We start from the raw sequence: 21547 nt of genomic DNA, 5'->3' as shown, positions 1-21547 counted from the left end.
CGCATGGATATGGCGAATCTGACCTGGCTGCATGGCCGGCCGCAGAGCACCGGGGTGTTGAAAGCCAATCCGGAAGATTTCGTGGTGGTGGAAGACCTGGGCTTTGCGCCGGACGGTGAAGGCGAGCACGTCCTGGTTAACATCCGTAAAAACGGCTGCAATACCCAGTTCGTGGCCGATTACCTGGCGCGCTTCGCCGGTATTCACGCCCGTTCCGTCAGCTATGCCGGCTTGAAGGATCGCCACGCGGTGACCGAGCAGTGGTTCTGCCTGCATATGCCGGGTAAGGACACGCCGGACTTCTCCCGGTTTACGCTGGAAGGCTGCGAGGTGCTCTCGTACGCCCGCCATCTGCGTAAAATGCGCATCGGCAACCTGAAGGGCAACCACTTTACGTTGGTGCTGCGCCAGATTTCCGACCGGCAGGACGTGGAACGCCGCCTGCAGGCTATCGCCGTGCAGGGCGTGCCGAACTACTTCGGCAGCCAGCGTTTCGGCCGCGGCGGCAACAACCTGGTGATGGCGCGCCGCTGGGCGAATGACGAAATTCGCGTCAAAGAGCGCAGCAAGCGCAGTTTCTACCTGTCCGCCAGCCGCAGCGCGCTGTTTAATCAGGTCGCGAGCAGGCGTCTGGCCGACGGCCTGCAGCGCACCGTGCTGGAAGGTGACGCCCTGCAGCTGAGGGGCCGCGGCAGCTGGTTTGTCGCCAAAGCCGATGAGCTGGAGACGCTGCAACAGCGCTTGGATGCCGGCGAGCTGGTTGTCACCGCGGCGTTGCCGGGCGACGGCGAGCCGGGTACTGCCGGCGATGCGTTGGCATTTGAACAACAATGCTTGGCGGAGCAGCCGGAATTGCTTACGCTTTTAAAGCGCGAGCGTGTCGAACCCGCTCGTCGGGCCCTGCTGTTGCAGCCGCAAAATATGCTGTGGAACTGGTGGGATGACGTTACCGTGGAACTGCGCTTCTGGCTGCCGGCAGGCAGCTTCGCCACCAGCGTAGTTCGCGAGATCATGCAGCAGGATGACAGTGATGCGGATATTGCTGAGTAACGATGACGGCGTCAGCGCTCCGGGCATTCAGGTGCTGGCGGCGGCGCTGCGGGAATTCGCCGAGGTGCAGGTCGTGGCGCCGGATCGTAACCGCAGCGGCTCTTCCAATGCTCTGACGCTGGAATCGCCGCTGCGCACGCAGACGCTGGCCAACGGCGATATTGCGGTGCTGCAGGGGACGCCGACCGACTGTGTCTATCTTGGCGTCAACGCACTGATGCACCCGGCACCGGATATCGTGGTCTCCGGCATCAACGCCGGGCCGAATTTGGGCGACGATGTCATCTATTCCGGCACCGTCGCAGCGGCGATGGAGGGCCGGCATCTGGGGCTGCCCGCGTTGGCGGTGTCGTTGAACGGCCACCAGCACTATGCGACCGCCGCTGCCATTACTTGCCGTATCCTGCGCGCGTTGCGGCGTGAGCCGTTGCGTACCGGAAAAATCCTGAATATCAACGTACCGGATCTGCCCCTGGCGGAGATTAAAGGCCTGCGCGTTACCCGCTGCGGCAGCCGCCATCCCGCCGACAAGGTATTCTGCCAGCAGGATCCGCGCGGACAAAATCTCTACTGGATCGGGCCGCCTGGTGATAAATTTGATGTCGGGCCGGATACCGACTTTGCGGCGGTGGAACAAGGCTATGTGGCGATCACGCCGCTGCAGGTGGATTTGACTGCCTACGTGGCGCAGGAAGTCGTGAAAACATGGTTAACCAAGGCAGAGGTTAGCGGGGAATGGTGAACAAGCGTATGCAAACATTGCTGACGCAGCTGCGGCAGCAGGGGATCCGGGACGAAAAGCTGCTGCGGGCGATCGAAGCGGTGCCGCGCGAGCGTTTTGTCGACGAAGCGCTGGATCATAAGGCCTACGAAAACACCGCGCTGCCGATCGGCTCCGGCCAGACCATTTCCCAGCCTTATATGGTGGCGCGGATGACCGAGCTGCTGAATCTGAAGCCCACTTCACGGGTGCTGGAGATCGGCACCGGTTCCGGTTATCAGACCGCTATCCTGGCACATCTGGTGCAACACGTTTGTTCCGTCGAGCGCATCAAGGGGCTACAGTGGCAGGCCAAGCGCCGCCTGAAGCAGCTCGATCTTCATAATGTTTCCACCCGCCACGGCGACGGCTGGCAGGGCTGGGCGTCGCGTGGCCCGTTCGATGCGATCATCGTCACCGCCGCGCCGCCGGAGATCCCGCAGGCGCTGGTGGAACAATTGGACGACGGCGGCATTTTGGTGCTGCCGGTGGGCGAGCAGGCCCAAACCCTCAAACGCATTCAACGCCATGGCAACGAGTTCGTTGTCGATGCGGTGGAAGCGGTGCGCTTTGTCCCGCTGGTGAAAGGCGAATTGGCCTAGCGATTGTCTGATTTTTCGACCGTCTGCAAAATCTGTTGCACTTTCATCACGTCCGGATAAGGTTTTCTCGTTCCAATCAGGCTAATTTTCACTAGAATTGGCCTTTCTACGTAGTTGTCTTATGGTGCGGCAACGCCAATGTGGTTAGCATTGGCGCGCGTTTTGATGCTCCGGCGGGAGATGACCTGGCGTTCAGGGATCGGCCGGCGGCGCCTTTACATCGCAGGGACTGGGAAGTGGCAAAAGCTCGGCTACGATGTAAAGGGTATTTTGGATATATCACTGATATTGCTGTCATGGGGGAAGCATGAGCACGGGAAGCCCAATGATTACGTTACGCCGGGTAGCGGTGTGTACGATGGTAAGTTTGTGGTTGGCGGGTTGTACGAACAATGCCTCGACGTCGGCCCCTATCAGCAGCGTGGGTGGCGGCGGTGCCGTTCCATCCGGCAATAATAATGGCGGGGCGCAGCAGGTCAGCCCCGAGGGCCGCATTGTCTATAACCGCAGTTATAACGCTATCCCTAAAGGGAGCTACAGCGGCGGTGAAACCTATACGGTCAAGCGCGGCGACACGCTGTTTTATATCGCCTGGATCACCGGCAACGATTTCCGCGACCTGGCGCAGCGTAACAATATTCCCGAGCCATACAGCCTGAATGTTGGCCAAACCATTCAGCTTGGTAATGGTTCTGCCAACGGCGGCGGCGGCATGCTGGCGACGACAGACGCGACCAAAGGCGGCGTTCCGAAGCCACCTTCCAGCTCCCAGATCCAGACGGCAACGGTTGATTCTCAATCAACTAACGCGTATTCTGAAAACTCGGGTAAACAGAATGTAGGTAAGATGTTACCTGCAGCAGGTGCCGCAGCGGTTGGGACCGCGACTGCGCCTGTTACCGCACCGGAAGCCGCTCCATCCGTGAGCAGCACCGTCAGCAACAGTTCTCCGGTCAGTACCTGGAGATGGCCGACTGACGGTAAGATTATTGATAACTTTTCCTCATCAGAAGGTGGGAATAAGGGCGTCGATATCGCCGGTTCCCGTGGGCAGCCTATCTTCGCTACCGCCGATGGCCGCGTAGTGTATGCCGGCAACGCTTTACGGGGTTACGGTAATCTAATCATCATCAAACACAATGATGATTACCTGAGCGCCTACGCTCATAACGACACAATGCTGGTCCGGGAACAACAAGAAGTGAAGGCGGGTCAAAAAATAGCCACCATGGGTAGCACCGGTACCAGTTCAGTACGTTTGCATTTTGAAATTCGTTACAAGGGGAAATCCGTAAACCCGCTGCGTTATCTTCCGCAGCGATAGATTGGGCAGAATACGCTGAGATTCTGCTCGCGGTATCACGGGTAGGAGCAGCATATGAGCCAAAATACGCTGAAAGTTAACGAGTTACATGATGATGCGGATTTCGACGAGAATGGAGCTGAGGCTGAGTCGTTTGATGAAAAAGCGCTGGTAGAAGAAGAGGCCAGCGAGAACGATTTAGCGGAAGAAGAGCTGTTGTCTCAAGGCGTTACGCAACGCGTATTGGATGCGACGCAGCTCTATCTGGGTGAGATCGGTTATTCACCTCTGCTGACCGCAGAGGAAGAAGTCTATTTTGCGCGGCGTGCTCTGCGCGGTGACGTGCCGTCCCGCCGCCGCATGATTGAAAGCAACCTGCGGCTGGTGGTGAAAATCGCCCGCCGCTACAGCAACCGCGGTCTGGCGCTGCTGGATCTGATCGAAGAGGGTAACCTCGGTCTGATTCGCGCAGTGGAAAAATTCGACCCGGAACGCGGTTTCCGCTTCTCCACTTATGCAACCTGGTGGATCCGTCAGACGATTGAACGGGCGATCATGAACCAAACCCGTACCATTCGTTTGCCTATCCATATCGTCAAAGAACTGAATGTCTATCTGCGCACCGCGCGCGAGCTTTCCCACAAGCTGGATCATGAACCGAGCGCTGAAGAGATTGCCGAGCAACTCGACAAGCCGGTGGATGACGTCAGCCGCATGCTGCGCCTGAATGAACGCATCACCTCGGTGGATACGCCGCTGGGCGGGGATTCGGAGAAAGCGCTGCTGGATATTCTGGCCGACGAGAAGGACAACGGGCCTGAAGACACCACGCAAGACGACGATATGAAGCAAAGCATCGTCAAATGGCTGTTCGAACTGAACGCCAAACAGCGTGAAGTGTTGGCGCGTCGTTTCGGCCTGCTGGGCTATGAAGCGGCGACGCTGGAAGACGTAGGCCGGGAGATTGGCCTGACGCGCGAGCGCGTCCGTCAGATTCAGGTTGAAGGTCTGCGCCGTCTGCGTGAAATTCTGCAGATGCAGGGCCTGAGCATTGAGGCACTGTTCCGCGAATAACGCCGGTTGTTGAACCGCATCAAATAAAAACGGTGAGCATGATGCTCACCGTTTTTTTATGCCCGCGTTTGGCGCCAGACTACACCATATTTTTCAGCCGGTAGATCCATTCCAGCGCCTGGCGCGGCGACAGGGAATCCGGATCCAGTGCCTCCAGGGCTTCTACCGCCGGCGAGGTCTCTTCCTGCAGCAGCGTCATCTGGGTGGCATCGACGCTGCCCGAGGCGGTGTGGCTGGAGATAGACTCCAGCTCGCGCAGCTTCTGACGGGCGCGCTTGATGACGTCGCGCGGTACGCCGGCCAGCGCGGCGACCGCCAGGCCATAGCTTTTGCTGGCGGCACCGTCCTGCACGCTGTGCATGAAGGCAATGGTGTCGCCATGTTCGAGCGCGTCCAGGTGCACGTTGACCACGCCTTCCATTTTCTCCGGCAGGGTCGTCAGCTCGAAGTAGTGGGTGGCGAACAGCGTCATCGCCTTGATGCGGTTAGCCAGATTCTCGGCGCAAGCCCAGGCCAGCGACAGGCCGTCGTAGGTGGAGGTGCCGCGGCCGATTTCATCCATCAACACCAGGCTGTGCTCGGTGGCGTTGTGCAGGATGTTGGCGGTTTCGGTCATCTCCACCATGAAGGTAGAGCGGCCGGAAGCCAGATCGTCCGCCGCGCCGACGCGGGTGAAGATGCGATCCACCGGGCCGATGGTGGCCTTGGTGGCCGGCACGTAACTGCCGATGTGCGCCATCAGCACGATCAGCGCCGTTTGCCGCATATAAGTGCTTTTACCGCCCATATTCGGGCCGGTGATGATCAGCATGCGGCGCTGTGGCGACAGGGTGAGCGGGTTGGAGATAAACGGCTCGCTCAGCACCTGCTCTACCACCGGGTGGCGGCCTTCGGTAATGCGGATCCCCGGCTGTTCACTCATGGTTGGGCAAGCGTAGTTCAGGGTATCGGCGCGCTCGGCCAGATTGGCCAGCACGTCCAGCTCGGCCAGTGCGGCGGCGCTTTGCTGCAGTTCCGCCAGGTGCGGCAGCAGCAGATCAAACAGCTCGTCGTACAGGCTTTTCTCGATCGCCAGCGCCTTACCCTTGGAGGTGAGCACTTTGTCTTCGTACTCTTTCAATTCCGGGATGATGTAGCGCTCGGCATTTTTCAGCGTCTGACGGCGCACATAGTGGATCGGCACCAGGTGGCTTTGGCCGCGGCTGACCTGAATGTAGTAGCCGTGTACGCCGTTAAAACCGACCTTGAGCGTATCCAGCCCCAGCTTTTCACGCTCGCGGATCTCCAGCCGGTCGAGGTAGTCGCTGGCGCCGTCGGCGAGTGCGCGCCACTCGTCCAGCTCGCTGTTGTACCCGGGGGCGATCACGCCGCCGTCGCGTACCAGCACCGGCGGCGATTCAATGACCGCGCGTTCCAGCAGCTCACGCAGCTCGTCGAACTGGCCCACCTGTGACAGCAGCTGCTGCACGTGCGGGGTGTCCACGTCTTGCAGCAGCGCACGGATGTCCGGCAGTTGCTGGAAAGCATGACGCATGCGCGCCAGATCGCGCGGCCGGGCGGTGCGCAGCGCCAGACGCGCCAAAATTCGCTCCTGATCGCCCACCTGACGCAGCGAAGGCTGCAGATCGGTAAACAGCTCCTGCAATGCGCCGATCGCCTGTTGGCGAGCGGTGAGAACCTTGATATCGCGGGTCGGCATGTGCAGCCAGCGTTTCAGCATGCGGCTGCCCATCGGCGTGACCGTACGATCGAGGATCGCCGCCAGCGTGTTGTCGCTGCCGCCGGACAGGCTCTGCGTCAGCTCCAGATTGCGGCGGGTCGCGGCGTCCATGATGATGCCGTCCTGCTGGCGCTCCATGGTGAGGCCGCGAATGTGCGGCAGCGAAGTGCGCTGGGTATCTTTGACGTACTGCAACAGGCAGCCGGCGGCGCGCAGCGCCTGGTGAGCCTGCTCGACGCCGAAACCGGTCAAGTCGCGGGTACCGAATTGCAGGTTGAGCTGCTGACGCGCGGTCTCAAGCTCGAATTCCCACAGAGGGCGGCGGCGCAGGCCGTGGCGCTGTTCGATCAGCGCCATTTGTTCGAAGGTTTCCGGGTAGAGCAGCTCGGCCGGATTGGTGCGCTGCAGCTCGGCGGCCATGGTTTCCAGATCCTGCGGCTCGGCGACGCGGAAGCGGCCGGAGCTGACGTCCAGCGTGGCGTAGCCGAAGCCGCGCGCGTCCTGCCAGATCGCCGCCAGCAGGTTGTCCTGACGCTCTTGCAGCAGCGCTTCGTCGGTGATAGTGCCGGGGGTGACGATACGCACCACTTTGCGTTCGACCGGCCCTTTGCTGGTGGCCGGATCGCCGATCTGCTCGCAGATGGCGACGGACTCGCCGAGCTGCACCAGCTTGGCCAGGTAGTTCTCTACCGCGTGGTGCGGCACGCCGGCCATCGGGATCGGTTCACCCGCCGAGGCGCCGCGCTTGGTCAGCGAAATATCCAGCAGTTGGGAAGCACGCTTGGCGTCGTCGTAAAACAGCTCGTAGAAGTCGCCCATGCGGTAGAACAGCAGGATTTCAGGATGCTGGGCCTTGAGGCGCAGGTACTGCTGCATCATCGGCGTATGCGAATCGAGTTTATCGGTGCTATTCATGCGATTATTTTTCCAATCCATTGAATGTAAAGGGAACTGTGATTTTCATTGTCGTCATTCGCTATCACATTGTTTCAGCAGGCGCCGCCCCATTTAGCGCTTGCCGGGCGGCGCAAATCAAATCATCAAAACGCCAAACGGCGCGCTCAAACCCGAGGTTTGCACAGACGCTTATACTAGCCCAGCGGGCAATCGGCTGTCACAGGTAAAAATGGGAAGCGTAGCGCAAGGCGGGTTTGCAACGAAGCGTGATTGTTGTTCGCCTGCTGGCAACAACGCAAGCCGCCGCCCGCAGTGGTGGTGGAAAGGTTATTGCGCGGCGGTGAGAGGCAAAGGCAGTTGATAGAGGCGGAAGCTGTCGGCACTTCGGTTTCATGGCCGGGCAGCAGGCGGTGGCGGATGCGCGATTCGCTGACAAAGGCGCAGCCTTGTGGGGGGATAGTCAGGTTGACCGGCGACTCCATGCCTTCGCGCAAGATCTCAATCCGGTGCATGCCTGCCGCCTTGGGGGAAGGGATCCGCAGGATCCGCCCCTGGCCGCTCTGGATCGCGTTTTCCAGCACGATCAGCGCGCCGTCCGGTGCCAACCCCATCCCGTCCGGGTTTTCGATGAGGCGCGGCAGCTGCATTTCCGTCAGCTGCGGCTTTGGATCGTTATAGCTGAGGGGGGTAGAGCTTACCGGTGCCGAAATTGGCGACTGCCATCAGCCGGTCGTCGAACAGCACGATCCCGGCGGCTCCCAATACAGTGTACTAAATGCCGTTTCGCCCGGCCGCAGGCGCAGGATGCCGCCGCCGCGGGTTTCCGTCACGTACACCGTGCCGTCTGCGCCGAGCACGATATCGTTGCTCATTTCCCCCGATGGCAGCGCCAGGTTGCGGTTGAGGGTGCCATCCGCGACGTTCAGCGCATAGATGCGGTTGGCGCGCGTTTTGCCGCCGGAGAGAAAGTCCGGCGAGTTCCCCCACAGCAGCCCGCGCTGTTCGTCCAGCCGCAGCGCGTTTGAGGCGAACACCGTGTCAGCGCCGGGGAAGAAGGTTTCCCACTCCTGACCCGGCCGTTTGTGCAGCACGTTGCCGCTGGTGATCAGCCCGACATACAGCGTACCGTCCGCCGCGCCGCCGCCCGATTGGGCGTGACGCCGCCGACGCTGACTCACACCCTGCGCGAGCTGGAAGCGCAGGTGGGCATTCGCCTGCTGAACCGTACCACCCGCAACGTCTCGCCGACGGAGGCCGGTGAGCATCTGTTGGCACAGCTGGTGCCGGCCTTTACCGACATCGACGCCGCGCTGGAGAGCCTGAATGCGTTTCGCGAAGGGCCACGCGGCCTGGTGCGCATCAACGCGCCGCGTTCGGCGATCGATCTCGCCATCGTGCCGCATCTGGGGCGGTTGGCCAGCAAGTACCCCGGCATTACGCTGGAGGTGGTGGCGGACGAAGGGTTTGCCAACATCGTCGAGCAAGGCTTTGACGCCGGTATTCGGCTCGGCGAGGATCTGCACAACGATATGCGTGCGGTGCGCCTGACGCCGGATCTGCGTTTCGCCATCGTCGCCACGCCGGACTATTTTCAACGGCACGGCGAACCGACGCATCCACAGGATTTGTTGCAGCACCGCTGCATCGGTTGGCGCAAGGCCTCTTCGGGCGAGCGCTACAAATGGGCATTTCACCAGGGCGAGCAGCGATTTTCCGTGGCGGTCAACAGCCCGCTTATCGTGGATGACGCCAGGCTGTTGCTGCAGGCGGCGTTGGCGCACGTCGGCATCGCGTTCGCCATCGAACAGGAGGTGGAAGAACACCTCGCGAGCGGGCGGCTGCGGCGGGTGTTGGCCGACTGGTGCGCGCCGTTTCCCGGTTTTTACCTCTATATCCCAACCGCAGGAATCATTCCGTGGCGCTGACCACGGTGATCGAGTTGCTGCGTCTGCCCACCTAATCTTCTTCACCGGCCATCGCGTTCGGATGGCAAGTAAGCGAATCAAGCTTGAACTATTTTTATTCCCTCTTCGTTTGTTCGGGCGCAAATAATCCCTTAAATTCCCGGCGAGTTTATAACTGGCTGTTTATAATTGCTATTTGCGTATTTATTGCGAATATTCCGAGTTTTTATCGGTTATTTGAGAGCCCGGTCACACTATTTTTTTATGTGAAATGTGAAGGGGGTCAAGCCAGCAGGTCAAGGAGAGACGGTTATTATCCTCGCTGGCTTACCGATCCGTTTTTCATGCTCCGTATACTGTCTGCAACCAGGGCAACGTGACGGAAATTTTCATAAGGAATGTGCGTGAAGCAATCGTGATTGCATCTGGCATACAAATAACACGGGGTTTTTTTGATTATCTGAGGTGCTTGGTATGGAAAAGAAAAAAATCTATCTGTTTTGTTCTGCCGGTATGTCCACTTCCCTGTTGGTATCAAAAATGAAGGCGCAGGCCGAGAAATACGAAGTACCGGTGATCATCGCCGCCTATCCGGAGGCGCTGGCCGCGGAGAAAGGCGTTGAAGCGGATCTGATCCTGCTGGGGCCGCAGATCGCCTACACCTTGCCGGAAGTGCAAAAACAGCTGCCCAACAAACCTGTTGAAGTCATCGATCCGCTGCTGTACGGCAAGGTCGATGGGCTGGGGGTGCTGAAGGCCGCAGTGGCCGCCATCAAGAAAGCCAATCAATAACAGGAGGCCGCCGTGAATACCCTCATTGCCTCGCTCGAGAAGGTTATCCTGCCTTTCGCCGTAAAAATCGGTAAGCAGCCCCACGTCAACGCCATCAAGAACGGCTTTATCCGCCTGATGCCGCTGACCTTGACCGGGGCGATGTTCGTGTTGATCAACAACGTGTTCCTGAGCTTCGGCGAAGGATCGTTCTTCTATTCGCTGGGCGTGCGCCTGGATGCCTCCACCATCGAGACGCTGAACGGGCTGAAGAGCATCGGCGGCAGCGTTTACAACGGTACGCTGGGGATCATGTCCCTGATGACGCCGTTCTTTATCAGCATGGCGTTGGCCGAAGAGCGCAAGGTCGATCCGTTGGCTGCGGCACTGCTGGCGGTGGCGGCCTTTATGACCGTCACGCCGTTTAACGTCGGCGAGGCCTATGCGGTGGGCGCCAACTGGCTGGGCGGCGCCAACATCATTTCCGGTATGGTGATCGGGCTGGTGGTGGCCGAGATGTTTGCTTTCATCGTGCGGCGCAACTGGGTGATCAGCCTGCCGGACAGCGTGCCGGCTTCGGTGTCGCGCTCCTTCTCGGCGCTGATCCCCGGTTTCATCATCCTCTCTATCATGGGGCTGGTGGCGTTCGCGCTGGCGCACTGGGGCACCAACTTCCACCAGATCATCATGGACGGCATTTCGGCGCCGCTGGCCAAGATGGGCAGCGTGGTGGGCTGGGTGTACGTGCTGTTCTCCTCGCTGCTGTGGTTCTTCGGGGTGCACGGCTCCATGGCGCTGGCGGCGCTGGACAGCGGCATCATGACGCCGTTCGCGCTGGAAAACGTGGAGCTGTATAACAAATACGGTTCGGTCGAAGCGGCGGTGGCCGCCGGGAAAGAGTTCCATATGTGGGCGAAGCCGTTTGTCGACTCCTACATCTACCTTGGCGGCACCGGCTCGACGCTGGGCCTGATCATCGCCATCTTCATCGCCTCGCGCCGCGAAGATTACCGCCAGGTCGCCAAACTGGCGACGCCGTCCGGCATTTTCCAGATCAACGAACCGATTCTGTTCGGCCTGCCGGTGATCATGAACCCGGTGATGTTCATTCCGTTCATCCTGGTGCAGCCGGTGCTGACCATTATCACCTCGCTGGCTTATTACTCCGGGCTGATCCCGCCTATCACCAACATCGCACCCTGGACCATGCCGGTCGGCCTGGGGGCGTTCTTCAACACCAACGGCAGCATCATGGCCCTGTTGCTGAGCTTGTTCAACCTGGCGGTCGCCACCGTGATTTATCTGCCGTTCGTGGCGATCTCCAACAAGGCGCAGAGCCAGATCGACGCGGCGACGGAAAGCGAAGAAGACATCGCCAAGGCGCTCAAATTCTAACAGTGGAACGGGGCGGCGTGGCCGCCCCGCGAGGGACGCGAGTATGGAATATCAATTTGCCGACGGGTTCTGGTGGGGCAGCGCCACCTCCGCGCCGCAGTCTGAAGGGGCGGCCGCACGGGACGGCAAGAGCCGCAACATCTTCGACTATTGGTTTGAGATCGCGCCCGAGCGCTTTCACGATCGGGTGGGGCCGGGCGAGGCCTCAACCTTTTACGACCATTTCCGCACCGATATCGGGCTGCTCAAAACGCTGGGCCACAATACCTTTAGAACGTCGATCTCGTGGTCGCGGCTGATCCCGGACGGCGACGGAGAGGTAAACCCGCAGGCGGTGGCCTTCTATAACGCGATGATCGACGAGCTGCTGGCGCAGGGCATCACCCCGTTTATCAATCTCTACCACTTCGATATGCCGCTGTGCATGCAGCATCGCGGCGGCTGGGAAAGCCGGGCGGTGGTCGAAGCCTATGCGCGTTACGCCGATACCTGTTTCGGTCTGTTTGGCGATCGGGTCACCCACTGGTTCACCTTCAACGAGCCGATCGTGCCGGTGGAGGCCGGTTACCTGAATGACCTGCACTACCCTTGCGTGGTGGATTTCAAACGGGCGGTCACCGTGGCGTATCACAGCGTACTGGCGCATGCCATGGCGGTGCAGCGTTTCAGAGCGCGGGAGCTGCCGGGGAACATCGGCATCATTCTCAACCTGAGCCCCACCTATCCGCGTTCCGACGCGCCGGAGGATCGGCAGGCCGCGCACGACGCCGATCTGCTGCTCAACCGCAGTTTCCTCGATCCGGTCGCCAAAGGGCGTTATCCGGCGGCGTTGCTGCAGCTGCTGGAGCGGCATGGGCTGATGCCCCACTGCGAGCCGCAGGATGCACAGCTGATTGAAGACGGCGTGGTGGACATCCTCGGCGTCAACTATTACCAACCGCGCAGGGTGCTGGCGAAAGAGGGGCGCCGTGCCGAGGGGCCGATCGCATCGCCGGAGGATTTGTTCAGTTACTATGCAATGCCGGGCCGCAAAATCAATCCGCACCGCGGCTGGGAGATCTACGAAAAGGGGCTGTACGACATCCTGATGGATCTGAAAGAAAACTACGGCAATCTGCCTTGTTATATTTCGGAAAACGGCATGGGCGTTGAGGGCGAAGAGGCGTTTATCGGCGCCGATGGGCGGGTGGAGGACGATTACCGCATCGACTTTATTCGCGAGCACCTGAAATGGCTGCACCGCGCGCTGGCGGAAGGCTCGCAGTGCAAAGGCTATCATCTTTGGACCTTTATCGACTGCTGGTCCTGGCTGAACGCCTACAAGAATCGTTATGGGCTGGTGCGGCTGGATCGGGCGGATCAGCGCCGCACCATCAAGAAAAGCGGCTACTGGTTTGCCGAGGCGGCCAGACGCAACGGATTTGACTAACGGGAGGCCGGCGCCGTGTCCGACAACCGAATTTCGCTGAGTGCGAACGACGTGAAGCTGATTCGCGAGCAGGATTTTTTTAACTGCAAAGATTTTCACCTGTTTATCTACAACAAGGTGGAAAGCGCCACCGGGCTGCATCAGCACGACTATTATGAGTTCACCATCGTGCTGAGCGGCAAGTGCTACCAGGAGATCAACGGCAAGCGGGTGCTGCTGGAACGCGGGGATTTCGTCTTTATCCCTATTGGCTCCCACCACCAGAGTTTTTACGAGTTCGGCGCGACGAAAATCTTCAATGTGGCGGTCAGCAAAGCGTTCTTTGAAGAGCACTATTTGCAGCAGCTGCCGCGCTGCTTCGTCGCCTCGCAGGCCTACAGCCTGAGGAGCGAGTTTTTGGCCTATATCGAATCGGTGGTGAGTTCGCCGCAGTTTCGCGAGGATGATTTCGCCGAATTTCTCGAAACGCTGACTTTCTATGTGATCAGCCGCATTCGTCACTATAAGGAAGAAAACGACGGCGGCGATGATATCCCGCAGTGGCTGAAGAACACCCTGGCCGGCATGCATGACAAGGCGATGTTCGGCGAAAGGGCGTTGGCGAACATGGTGGCGCTGTCGGGGAAGACTCAGGAGTATCTGACCCGGGCGATGCGGCGTTACTACCATAAGACGCCGATGCAGGTGATCAATGAGATCCGTATCAATTTCGCCAAGACGCAGCTGGAGGTCACCAACTCTTCGGTTTCCGATATCGCCTTTGATTCCGGCTATGGCGATGTCAGCCTGTTCATTAAGAACTTCAAGCGGCTCACCGACGTGACCCCAGGCAACTACCGAAAAAAGTGCTACGGCCCTCTTTAGGGCCGCTCCCGATCAGTATCAACGCCGATATGCCGATGAGCTTCAGGCCGCCGGCCGGTTAATCATTCGATTTTTACCTTAGCGAAGGGGAATGCCGCGTCGGTCGGTCGGGCTTCCCTTGCCAAAAATCCATCTCGCGGGAGCCACTATGGAAAAACTACTGATCGTGAATGCCGATGACTTCGGCCTGAGCAAGGGGCAAAACTACGGCGTCATCGAGGCGTATCAGCATGGCGTGGTTTCTTCTACCACGGCAATGGTGAACGGCGGCGGCGCCCAGCACGCGGCGGCGCTCAGCCGGCAATATCCGGGGCTGCCGATCGGGCTGCATTTCGTTTTGACCCATGGCAGGCCGCTGGGCGCCATGCCTTCGCTGGTCAACGAGCATGGCGAACTGGGTAAATGGCTGTGGTGCCGCGCCGAGGCCGGCGAGCTGCAGCTGGACGAGATTCAGGAGGAACTGCAGCGCCAGTTCGCGCGGTTTGTGACGCTGTTCGGCAGGCCGCCGACGCACATCGACAGCCACCACCATGTGCATATGCAGCCGCAGATTTACCCGCTGGTGGAGGCGTTTGCCCAGGCACAGGGTCTGCCGCTGCGCCTCGATCGCGAAGAGGCGAAACGGCGCGATATTACCTTGCAGACGCCCTGCAGTACCGACGTGTTTGACGCGGGATTCTACGGTGAAATGATTTCCGAAGCCTTGTTCCTGCAGCGGTTGACGCGTGCCGACGAGCAGGGCGCCGAGTCATTGGAAATGATGTGCCACCCGGCATTCCTCGACGCGACGATCCTGCAGAGCAAATACTGTCATCCGCGCCTCGTCGAGCTGGATGTGTTGACCGCACCGACGCTGAAAGCGGCGATCGCCGAACGCGGTTTTATGCTGGGCTCCTTCCAGGATCTGTAGCGCCGCCGTTTACAGCATGGCGTGCGCCTTTTTCAGGCCGGTATCCTCTTGCGGATCGGCCCCCTGAGGCAGGGGCTCTGCCTCCTGTTCCTCGGGCTGCGGCTCGTCGACATCGGGCGCCGCTTCCGGCGGCGGCATGGTGTCGTGAATGATCTGCTCATCGAAGGTCGGATTGAGCGCCGGCGACAGCGGCGAACTGGTGAGGCTGTCCGGCAGCGGAATATGCGGCACCGGTGCGTCCTGCGCCAGCTGAGGTTCCTCCGCTTTCGCCGTGCGGCTGAGGGCCGCCAGCAGCACGCCGCACAGGGCGAAGAAGGCGTACAGGATATTACCGCCAAGCGGCTCGATCAGCGCGCCGACCGCCAAGGGCCCGATGCTGGCGCCGACGCCGAACGCCATCAGCAGGCAGGCGGCCAGCGATACGCGGCGCTCCGGCTCAATCAGATCGTTGGCCAGCGCCACTACCAATGGGTAGAGCGTAAACTGCAGCATGCTGACGACGAATCCCACCGCCAGCAGCAGCGGGAAATCGATGTGCGGCAGCAGCGCCAGCGGCAGCGCCGCCACGATCAGGAAAATAGCGTTGAGTCGCATCAGCAACGGGCGGCTATAGCGATCCGACAGCCAGCTGAGTGGGAACTGCGCCACCAGTCCGGCGAAGATGGCCAGCGCCATGAACAGGCCGGTTTGCTGAGTGGTTAAGGACTGCAGGCTGGCGTAGACCGGCGCCAGGCCGTAAAACGAGCCCACCACCATGCCGATCACCAACGTGGTGGCCAGCACTTTGGGAATGGCGCCGACAAAGTAGCGCAGCTCCATCGGCGCCGGCGACATGTGGCGCGCATTGGTGCGGGTGGTGAGGGCGATGGGCACCAGACAGAGCGCGAAGCACAGCGCGATCACCAGCAGCGTGGTGATGCCCAGGTTGCTTTGCAGCATCAGCACGATCTGGCCCAGCGACATGCCGAGATAGGTCGCCGCCATATAGAAGCCGAACACCATGCCGCGCTGGTTGGATTCCGCCTGGTCGTTCAGCCAGCTTTCCAGCACCATGTACTGACACATCATGCACAGCCCGATCACCAGGCGCAGGGCGACCCAGGCGGGAATGAACTCCGTCAGGCCGTGCCCCAGCACCGCAGCGGTAATGATGCCGGCGCAGGCCACGTAGGCGCGGATATGCCCGACGCGGGCGATCAGAAAGTGGCCGACCTTGCCACCGATCACCAACCCGATGTAGTTGGCGGCGATGATGGCGCCGATCAGCGCGCTGCTGACGTGGATGGAGGCCAGCCGCAGTGAGACGTAGGTGGTGAGCAGTCCCGAGCCCAACAGCAGCAGCAGGGTGGTGGTGTACAACGGCAAGAATACGCCCAACGTTTTTTTCACGCTATCATCCTAATCTCTTCTGGTGCGCCCTGAGGCCGCCGCCGCAGCGTGCCGCCTCCGTGATGTTCCTTGTGCTGGTGCGCCGCCGCTCGCTGGGGCGCTTCTTTTGATACTAGCAGCTTGGCCGGGCGCTTAAAACCGCATCTCCTGCGAGGCGCTGCGCATTTCCACGCGTCGGCCGTCGCATCGCCTTGATAAATGCTACTATCGGGCGCATATACCTGAATTCGCGAGGGAGAGGTTATGAGTGAAAACCAACTGCGCCGGCTCAGCGTGCTGGTGGGGGAAAAACTGAAGGCTCAGGGCCGCTGGATCACCTGCGCGGAATCCTGCACCGGCGGCGGTATCGCCAAGGCCATTACCGATATCGCCGGCAGCTCCGCCTATTTCGATCGCGGTTTCGTCACCTACAGCAATGCGGCGAAGCATGACCTGTTAGGGGTGAGCGAAGCCACGTTGGCGGCGCACGGCGCGGTCAGCGAAGAGGTGGTGCGCGAGATGGCGATAGGGGCGCTGCGGGCGGCGCAGGCCGATCTGGCGCTATCGGTGAGCGGCATCGCCGGCCCGGATGGCGGCAGCGCGGAAAAGCCGGTCGGTACCGTGTGGTTCGGCTTCGCCGGCAGCGATGGCCGGGGGCTGTCGCGCATGATGCAATTCGAGGGCGACCGCGACGCGGTGCGGCTGCAGGCGACGATTTTCGCGCTGCAAACCGCCATCGACGAATTTTTGTAAATTAGGCTTGATACTGTATGACTATACAGTATAATTAGTGACATTTCCTGCACAACATACATTCAGTGGCAGTGTGGGGTAACACCGGCATTGCGAAACGAAGGAGCAAAAATGGCTATTGATGAGAACAAGCAAAAGGCGTTAGCTGCGGCACTGGGCCAGATTGAGAAACAGTTCGGCAAAGGCTCCATCATGCGCCTGGGTGAAGACCGCTCCATGGACGTGGAAACGATCTCCACCGGCTCACTGTCACTCGATATCGCTTTGGGCGCCGGCGGCCTGCCGATGGGCCGCATCGTTGAAATCTACGGCCCGGAATCCTCTGGTAAAACCACCCTGACGCTGCAGGTGATCGCCGCTGCGCAGCGCGAAGGCAAAACCTGTGCGTTCATCGATGCCGAGCACGCGCTGGATCCTATCTATGCGAAAAAGCTGGGCGTCGATATCGACAACCTGCTGTGCTCCCAGCCGGACACCGGCGAGCAGGCGCTGGAAATCTGTGATGCGTTGACCCGCTCCGGCGCGGTTGACGTCATCATCGTCGACTCCGTGGCGGCGCTGACGCCGAAGGCGGAAATCGAAGGTGAAATCGGCGATTCGCACATGGGCCTGGCGGCACGCATGATGAGCCAGGCGATGCGTAAGCTGGCCGGCAACCTGAAAAACGCCAATACCCTGCTGATCTTCATCAACCAGATCCGTATGAAAATTGGTGTGATGTTCGGCAACCCGGAAACCACGACCGGCGGTAACGCCCTGAAGTTCTACGCTTCGGTGCGTCTGGATATCCGCCGTATCGGCGCCATCAAAGAGGGCGACGAAGTGGTGGGCAGCGAAACCCGAGTGAAAGTGGTGAAGAACAAAATCGCTGCGCCGTTCAAGCAGGCTGAGTTCCAAATCATGTACGGCGAAGGCATCAACAGCCGTGGCGAGCTGGTCGATCTGGGCGTGAAGCACAAGATGATCGAAAAAGCCGGCGCCTGGTACAGCTATAACGGCGAGAAGATCGGTCAGGGCAAGGCGAATGCCTGTAACTTCCTGAAAGAAAATCCGGCTATCGCCGCTGAGCTGGATAAGAAGCTGCGTGACCTGCTGCTGCACAGCGGCGGTGAGCTGGTGGCCGCTTCCGGTGACGACTTCGAAGACGACGAAGCGGAAACCAGCGAGCAGTTCTAATCGCTGAAGGTATGCGCCGCCGTTCGTGTGGCGCATATCCCATAAATTCAGGCTTGAATGATGAATGACTTGCTAAGCCGCGCCATGCGCCTGCTGTCGCAACGCGATCATAGTGAAGCTGAACTGCGCCGCAAACTTGCGGCGCAGCCGTTTGTGGCGAAAGCCCGTTTTGGCGGCAAGGGGCCACATGCGCCGGCATCACCGCCGGTGGCTGAAGAGCCGGTGGATCCTGCGCTGATCGAGCAGGTTATTACCTACTGTTACCAGCATAATTGGCTAGACGATAAGCGTTTCGCTCACAGCTACATCGGCAGCCGCAGCCGCAAAGGTTACGGTGCGCAGCGCATCCGCAGTGAACTGATGCAAAAGGGCGTCGACAAAGCGCTGGTGCAGGACGCGCTGGCGGAATGCGACATCGACTGGTGCGAACAGGCGAAACAGGTGGCGCAGCGAAAATTTGGCGATGCGTTGCCAACCGACTGGAAAGAGAAAGCCAAAGTGCAGCGCTATCTGCTCTATCGCGGCTTCTTCCAGGAAGAAATTCAGTCAATTTACCGTGATTTTGCGCAATGAGCGCACACGGGGTTTTACTTCCCTCTGAAGAAAATTTATCTTATCCCCACTTTTTGTTCGTGAGCTGGTTGTCATCGTCGGGATGACGCGTCACCGGCTCACGTGTCGTTATTCTAGCCTTTCCAGGAAAATTATGAGCAAGAGCACCGCTGAGATCCGTCAAGCGTTTCTCGATTTCTTTCATAGTAAGGGTCACCAGGTTGTAGCGAGTAGCTCCCTGGTGCCTAACAATGATCCGACATTGCTGTTTACCAATGCCGGCATGAACCAATTTAAGGATGTTTTCCTGGGGCTGGACAAACGCGCCTATTCCCGTGCCACCACCTCGCAGCGCTGCGTGCGCGCAGGCGGCAAGCACAATGATCTGGAAAACGTCGGCTATACCGCCCGTCACCACACCTTCTTTGAAATGCTGGGTAACTTCAGCTTCGGCGATTACTTCAAGCATGACGCGATCAGCTACGCGTGGGAACTGCTGACCGGTGAAAACTGGTTCAACCTGCCGAAAGAGCGACTGTGGGTCACCGTGTATGAAACCGATGACGAAGCGTTCGACATCTGGCAGAAGCAAATCGGCGTACCGGCCGAGCGCATTATCCGCATCGGCGACAACAAGGGCGCGCCTTTCGCTTCCGACAACTTCTGGCAGATGGGCGACACCGGCCCATGCGGCCCGTGCACCGAGATTTTCTACGATCACGGCGATCACATCTGGGGCGGCCCTCCTGGCAGCCCGGAAGAAGACGGCGACCGCTACATCGAGATCTGGAACATCGTTTTCATGCAGTTCAACCGCCAGTCCGACGGCACCATGCTGCCGCTGCCGAAACCTTCGGTGGATACCGGTATGGGCCTGGAGCGCATCGCGGCGGTGTTGCAGCATGTGAACTCCAACTATGAAATCGATCTGTTCCGTACCCTGATCGCCGCCGTGGCAAAAGTGACCGGTGCAACCGATCTGGACAACAAATCCCTGCGCGTTATCGCCGACCACATCCGTTCTTGCGCCTTCCTGGTGTCGGACGGCGTGATCCCGTCTAACGAAAACCGCGGCTACGTGCTGCGCCGCATCATTCGTCGCGCGATCCGCCATGGCAACATGCTGGGCGCGAAAGACACCTTCTTCTACAAGCTGGTGGCGCCACTGATCGAAGTGATGGGCCCGGCGGCCGACGAACTGAAACGCCAGCAATCGTTGGTGGAGCAGGTGCTGAAAACCGAAGAGGAGCAGTTTGCCCGCACGCTGGAGCGTGGTCTGGCGCTGTTGGACGAAGAGCTGGCCAAGCTGCAGGGCGATACCCTGGACGGCGAAACCGCTTTCCGTCTGTACGATACCTACGGCTTCCCGGTCGATCTGACCGCTGACGTCTGCCGCGAGCGCGGTCTGAAAGTCGATGAAGCGGGCTTTGAAGAAGCGATGGAAGCGCAGCGCCGCCGTGCGCGCGAATCCAGCGGTTTCGGCGCCGACTACAACAGCCTGATCCGCGTGGACGGCAGCAGCCAGTTCAGCGGTTACGATCACGACGAGCAGCAGGCAACTGTCATCGCGCTGTTCCGCGACGGCCAGCCGGTCGATCGGATCAACGCCGGCGAAGAGGCGGTGGTGGTGCTGGATGAGACGCCGTTCTACGGTGAATCCGGCGGCCAGGTCGGTGATAAAGGCGTGCTGAAAGCCACCGGCGTAGAGTTTGTGGTCAACGACACCCAGAAATACGGCCAGGCTATCGGCCACCAGGGCAAACTGGCGCAGGGCTCGCTGAAGCTGAACGATCGCGTGGATGCGCAGATCGACGCTGAGCGCCGCAACAGCATCCGTCTGAACCACTCCGCGACTCACTTGCTGCACGCCGCGCTGCGCCAAACGTTGGGTGACCACGTCGCGCAGAAAGGCTCGCTGGTTAACGACAAATATCTGCGTTTCGACTTCTCGCACTTCGAAGCGATGAAGTCGGAGCAAATCCGCGCGGTGGAAGATCTGGTGAACCAGCAGGTGCGTCGTAACCTGCCGGTACAGACCGAGCTGATGGCGTTGGAAGATGCCAAAGAGAAGGGCGCGATGGCGCTGTTCGGCGAGAAGTACGATGACAACGTGCGCGTACTGACCATGGGCGATTTCTCCACCGAGCTGTGTGGCGGTACTCATGCCAGCCGCACCGGCGATATTGGCCTGTTCCGCATTCTGAGCGAGTCGGGCACCGCGGCGGGCATCCGTCGTATTGAAGCGGTGACCGGCGCCGGCGCTATCGCCACGCTGCACCAGCAAAGCGATTTGTTGCAAGACGTTGCGCAGCTGGTTAAGGGCGACAGCAATACCCTGACCGATAAAGTGCGCTCGGTGCTCGATCGCACCCGCGCGCTGGAAAAAGAACTGCAGCAGCTGAAAGATCAGCAGGCGGCGCAGGAAAGCGCGTCGCTGTCCAGCCAGGCAAAAATGGTTAACGGCGTGAAGCTGTTGGTCAGCCAGTTGGACAATGTCGAAGCCAAAATGCTGCGCACCATGGTGGATGACCTGAAAAATCAATTGGGTTCGGCCATCATCGTGTTGGCAACGACGGCTGATGACAAAGTCAGCCTGGTTGCAGGCGTGACCAAGGATCTGACTGACCGCGTGAAAGCCGGCGAGTTGATCGGCAACGTGGCGCAGCAGGTAGGCGGCAAGGGCGGTGGTCGCCCTGATATGGCGATGGCGGGGGGGACGGATATCAACGCCCTGCCAGCGGCGTTAAACAGCGTAGAAGCCTGGGTGGCCTCGAAGCTGTGAACATAAATAAATAGCACGCGCAAACGCCATAATACTTTGTTGATTATGGCGTTTTCATACTGTGCTAACACAATTTAGTTACAATTGCGGGAACAAAGTTTTTCAGGTCGGCTAAACTTACCATTATCTGAGGTGGGACCAAGTCTGCTTACACTTATTGTGGGCTGCGCGGCTTACGTTTTCACCACATATGATGGATAATGACGGGGAAACTGAGAGACCCGACTCTTTTAATCT

Annotated in this window: 20 protein-coding genes; 15 read left to right on the top strand and 5 right to left on the bottom strand. The window is 59.7% G+C overall.

The features are described 5' to 3' along the window. The first annotated feature begins 3 nt into the window (after positions 1-3). From truD to rpoS, 5 genes are all read left to right on the top strand, one after another. Positions 4-1050: a tRNA pseudouridine(13) synthase TruD gene (gene truD / locus GF111_RS08935; RefSeq protein ID WP_047728902.1), complete on the top strand. Its 1047-nt coding sequence runs from the start codon at positions 4-6 to the stop codon at positions 1048-1050. Beyond that, positions 1031-1792 (top strand): 5'/3'-nucleotidase SurE, encoded by a 762-nt coding sequence (gene surE, locus GF111_RS08930; protein ID WP_038871882.1) that lies wholly within the window; start codon positions 1031-1033, stop codon positions 1790-1792. The genes truD and surE overlap by 20 nt, the downstream gene beginning before the upstream one ends. After that, entirely contained in the window at positions 1786-2412 is a 627-nt protein-coding gene (locus GF111_RS08925) for a protein-L-isoaspartate(D-aspartate) O-methyltransferase (RefSeq protein WP_047728898.1), read from the top strand. The genes surE and GF111_RS08925 overlap by 7 nt, the downstream gene beginning before the upstream one ends. A gap of 325 nt (positions 2413-2737) precedes the next feature. Beyond that, on the top strand, positions 2738-3736 hold the full coding sequence (gene nlpD / locus GF111_RS08920) for a murein hydrolase activator NlpD (RefSeq protein WP_162419855.1): 999 nt from the start codon (positions 2738-2740) through the stop codon (positions 3734-3736). 54 nt (positions 3737-3790) lie between these two features. Next, positions 3791-4789 carry an RNA polymerase sigma factor RpoS gene (gene rpoS / locus GF111_RS08915; RefSeq protein WP_019455119.1) on the top strand — a complete coding sequence of 333 codons (999 nt, stop codon included), beginning with the start codon at positions 3791-3793 and terminating at the stop codon, positions 4787-4789. Positions 4790-4868: 79 nt separating this feature from the next. Here rpoS and mutS read toward each other — a convergent pair whose 3' ends face one another. From mutS to GF111_RS08900, 3 genes are all read right to left on the bottom strand, one after another. Beyond that, complete coding sequence (mutS, locus tag GF111_RS08910) at positions 4869-7424, bottom strand: DNA mismatch repair protein MutS (RefSeq protein ID WP_038883263.1); 2556 nt, start codon at positions 7422-7424, stop codon at positions 4869-4871. A 176-nt stretch (positions 7425-7600) separates the two neighbouring features. After that, positions 7601-8053, bottom strand: coding sequence for a hypothetical protein (locus GF111_RS08905; RefSeq protein ID WP_224217830.1), 453 nt, complete (start codon positions 8051-8053; stop codon positions 7601-7603). Between the two features lie 75 nt (positions 8054-8128). Next, positions 8129-8584: a hypothetical protein gene (locus GF111_RS08900; RefSeq protein ID WP_224217875.1), complete on the bottom strand. Its 456-nt coding sequence runs from the start codon at positions 8582-8584 to the stop codon at positions 8129-8131. Here GF111_RS08900 and GF111_RS08895 point away from each other — a divergent pair. From GF111_RS08895 to chbG, 6 genes are all read left to right on the top strand, one after another. After that, positions 8561-9331: a LysR family transcriptional regulator gene (locus GF111_RS08895; RefSeq protein ID WP_255606677.1), complete on the top strand. Its 771-nt coding sequence runs from the start codon at positions 8561-8563 to the stop codon at positions 9329-9331. The two genes, GF111_RS08900 and GF111_RS08895, sit on opposite strands and share 24 nt — an antisense overlap. A 453-nt stretch (positions 9332-9784) precedes the next feature. Continuing rightward, positions 9785-10102, top strand: a complete 318-nt coding sequence (locus GF111_RS08890; RefSeq protein ID WP_004932561.1) for a PTS sugar transporter subunit IIB — start codon at positions 9785-9787, stop codon at positions 10100-10102. Positions 10103-10114: 12 nt separating this feature from the next. Continuing rightward, the gene (gene chbC, locus GF111_RS08885; RefSeq protein WP_038871844.1) at positions 10115-11476 is read left to right on the top strand and encodes a PTS N,N'-diacetylchitobiose transporter subunit IIC; all 1362 of its coding nucleotides are present in this window, start codon (positions 10115-10117) and stop codon (positions 11474-11476) included. A 43-nt stretch (positions 11477-11519) separates the two neighbouring features. Beyond that, a complete protein-coding gene (locus GF111_RS08880; protein WP_038871842.1) occupies positions 11520-12905 on the top strand; it encodes a glycoside hydrolase family 1 protein in 1386 nt (461 codons plus the stop codon). A 15-nt stretch (positions 12906-12920) separates the two neighbouring features. Then, a complete protein-coding gene (gene chbR / locus GF111_RS08875) occupies positions 12921-13769 on the top strand; it encodes a transcriptional regulator ChbR (protein WP_055313018.1) in 849 nt (282 codons plus the stop codon). A gap of 148 nt (positions 13770-13917) precedes the next feature. Further along, entirely contained in the window at positions 13918-14679 is a 762-nt protein-coding gene (gene chbG, locus GF111_RS08870; protein WP_055313020.1) for a chitin disaccharide deacetylase, read from the top strand. A 9-nt stretch (positions 14680-14688) separates the two neighbouring features. Here chbG and GF111_RS08865 read toward each other — a convergent pair whose 3' ends face one another. Then, positions 14689-16068, bottom strand: coding sequence for an MFS transporter (locus GF111_RS08865; protein ID WP_038871834.1), 1380 nt, complete (start codon positions 16066-16068; stop codon positions 14689-14691). A gap of 243 nt (positions 16069-16311) precedes the next feature. Here GF111_RS08865 and pncC point away from each other — a divergent pair, with 243 nt between their 5' ends. The 3 genes from pncC to recX all read left to right on the top strand — a co-directional run bounded on the left by pncC (position 16312) and on the right by recX (position 18549). Next, the gene (pncC, locus tag GF111_RS08860; RefSeq protein ID WP_047728887.1) at positions 16312-16800 is read left to right on the top strand and encodes a nicotinamide-nucleotide amidase; all 489 of its coding nucleotides are present in this window, start codon (positions 16312-16314) and stop codon (positions 16798-16800) included. Between the two features lie 111 nt (positions 16801-16911). After that, positions 16912-17976 carry a recombinase RecA gene (gene recA / locus GF111_RS08855; protein WP_004932541.1) on the top strand — a complete coding sequence of 355 codons (1065 nt, stop codon included), beginning with the start codon at positions 16912-16914 and terminating at the stop codon, positions 17974-17976. Positions 17977-18036: 60 nt separating this feature from the next. Further along, positions 18037-18549, top strand: coding sequence for a recombination regulator RecX (recX, locus tag GF111_RS08850; protein ID WP_055312572.1), 513 nt, complete (start codon positions 18037-18039; stop codon positions 18547-18549). Positions 18550-18589: 40 nt separating this feature from the next. Here recX and GF111_RS08845 read toward each other — a convergent pair whose 3' ends face one another. Further along, positions 18590-18733, bottom strand: a complete 144-nt coding sequence (locus tag GF111_RS08845; protein ID WP_162091232.1) for a hypothetical protein — start codon at positions 18731-18733, stop codon at positions 18590-18592. Here GF111_RS08845 and alaS point away from each other — a divergent pair. After that, complete coding sequence (alaS, locus tag GF111_RS08840; RefSeq protein ID WP_147190194.1) at positions 18683-21310, top strand: alanine--tRNA ligase; 2628 nt, start codon at positions 18683-18685, stop codon at positions 21308-21310. The two genes, GF111_RS08845 and alaS, sit on opposite strands and share 51 nt — an antisense overlap. Positions 21311-21547 lie beyond the last annotated feature (237 nt).

Source organism: Serratia sp. HRI, assembly GCF_010119335.3.
Taxonomy (GTDB): Bacteria; Pseudomonadota; Gammaproteobacteria; order Enterobacterales; family Enterobacteriaceae; genus Serratia; species Serratia nevei.
The sequence above is the reverse complement of the archived record's forward strand: the minus strand, read 5'-3'. Positions and strand labels throughout refer to the sequence as shown.

Excerpts from the sequence above, each read along its gene's own strand:
- rpoS (WP_019455119.1), top strand. The coding sequence starts at position 3,791 with ATGAGCCAAAATACGCTGAAAGTTAACGAGTTACATGATGATGCGGAT.
- recA (WP_004932541.1), top strand. The coding sequence starts at position 16,912 with ATGGCTATTGATGAGAACAAGCAAAAGGCGTTAGCTGCGGCACTGGGC.
- GF111_RS08890 (WP_004932561.1), top strand. The coding sequence starts at position 9,785 with ATGGAAAAGAAAAAAATCTATCTGTTTTGTTCTGCCGGTATGTCCACT.
- truD (WP_047728902.1), top strand. The coding sequence starts at position 4 with ATGGATATGGCGAATCTGACCTGGCTGCATGGCCGGCCGCAGAGCACC.
- alaS (WP_147190194.1), top strand. The coding sequence starts at position 18,683 with ATGAGCAAGAGCACCGCTGAGATCCGTCAAGCGTTTCTCGATTTCTTT.
- surE (WP_038871882.1), top strand. The coding sequence starts at position 1,031 with ATGCGGATATTGCTGAGTAACGATGACGGCGTCAGCGCTCCGGGCATT.
- GF111_RS08880 (WP_038871842.1), top strand. The coding sequence starts at position 11,520 with ATGGAATATCAATTTGCCGACGGGTTCTGGTGGGGCAGCGCCACCTCC.
- pncC (WP_047728887.1), top strand. The coding sequence starts at position 16,312 with ATGAGTGAAAACCAACTGCGCCGGCTCAGCGTGCTGGTGGGGGAAAAA.
- nlpD (WP_162419855.1), top strand. The coding sequence starts at position 2,738 with ATGATTACGTTACGCCGGGTAGCGGTGTGTACGATGGTAAGTTTGTGG.
- GF111_RS08845 (WP_162091232.1), bottom strand. The coding sequence starts at position 18,733 with ATGAAAGAAATCGAGAAACGCTTGACGGATCTCAGCGGTGCTCTTGCT.
- mutS (WP_038883263.1), bottom strand. The coding sequence starts at position 7,424 with ATGAATAGCACCGATAAACTCGATTCGCATACGCCGATGATGCAGCAG.
- GF111_RS08925 (WP_047728898.1), top strand. The coding sequence starts at position 1,786 with ATGGTGAACAAGCGTATGCAAACATTGCTGACGCAGCTGCGGCAGCAG.
- GF111_RS08905 (WP_224217830.1), bottom strand. The coding sequence starts at position 8,053 with ATGCAGCTGCCGCGCCTCATCGAAAACCCGGACGGGATGGGGTTGGCA.
- recX (WP_055312572.1), top strand. The coding sequence starts at position 18,037 with ATGAATGACTTGCTAAGCCGCGCCATGCGCCTGCTGTCGCAACGCGAT.
- chbG (WP_055313020.1), top strand. The coding sequence starts at position 13,918 with ATGGAAAAACTACTGATCGTGAATGCCGATGACTTCGGCCTGAGCAAG.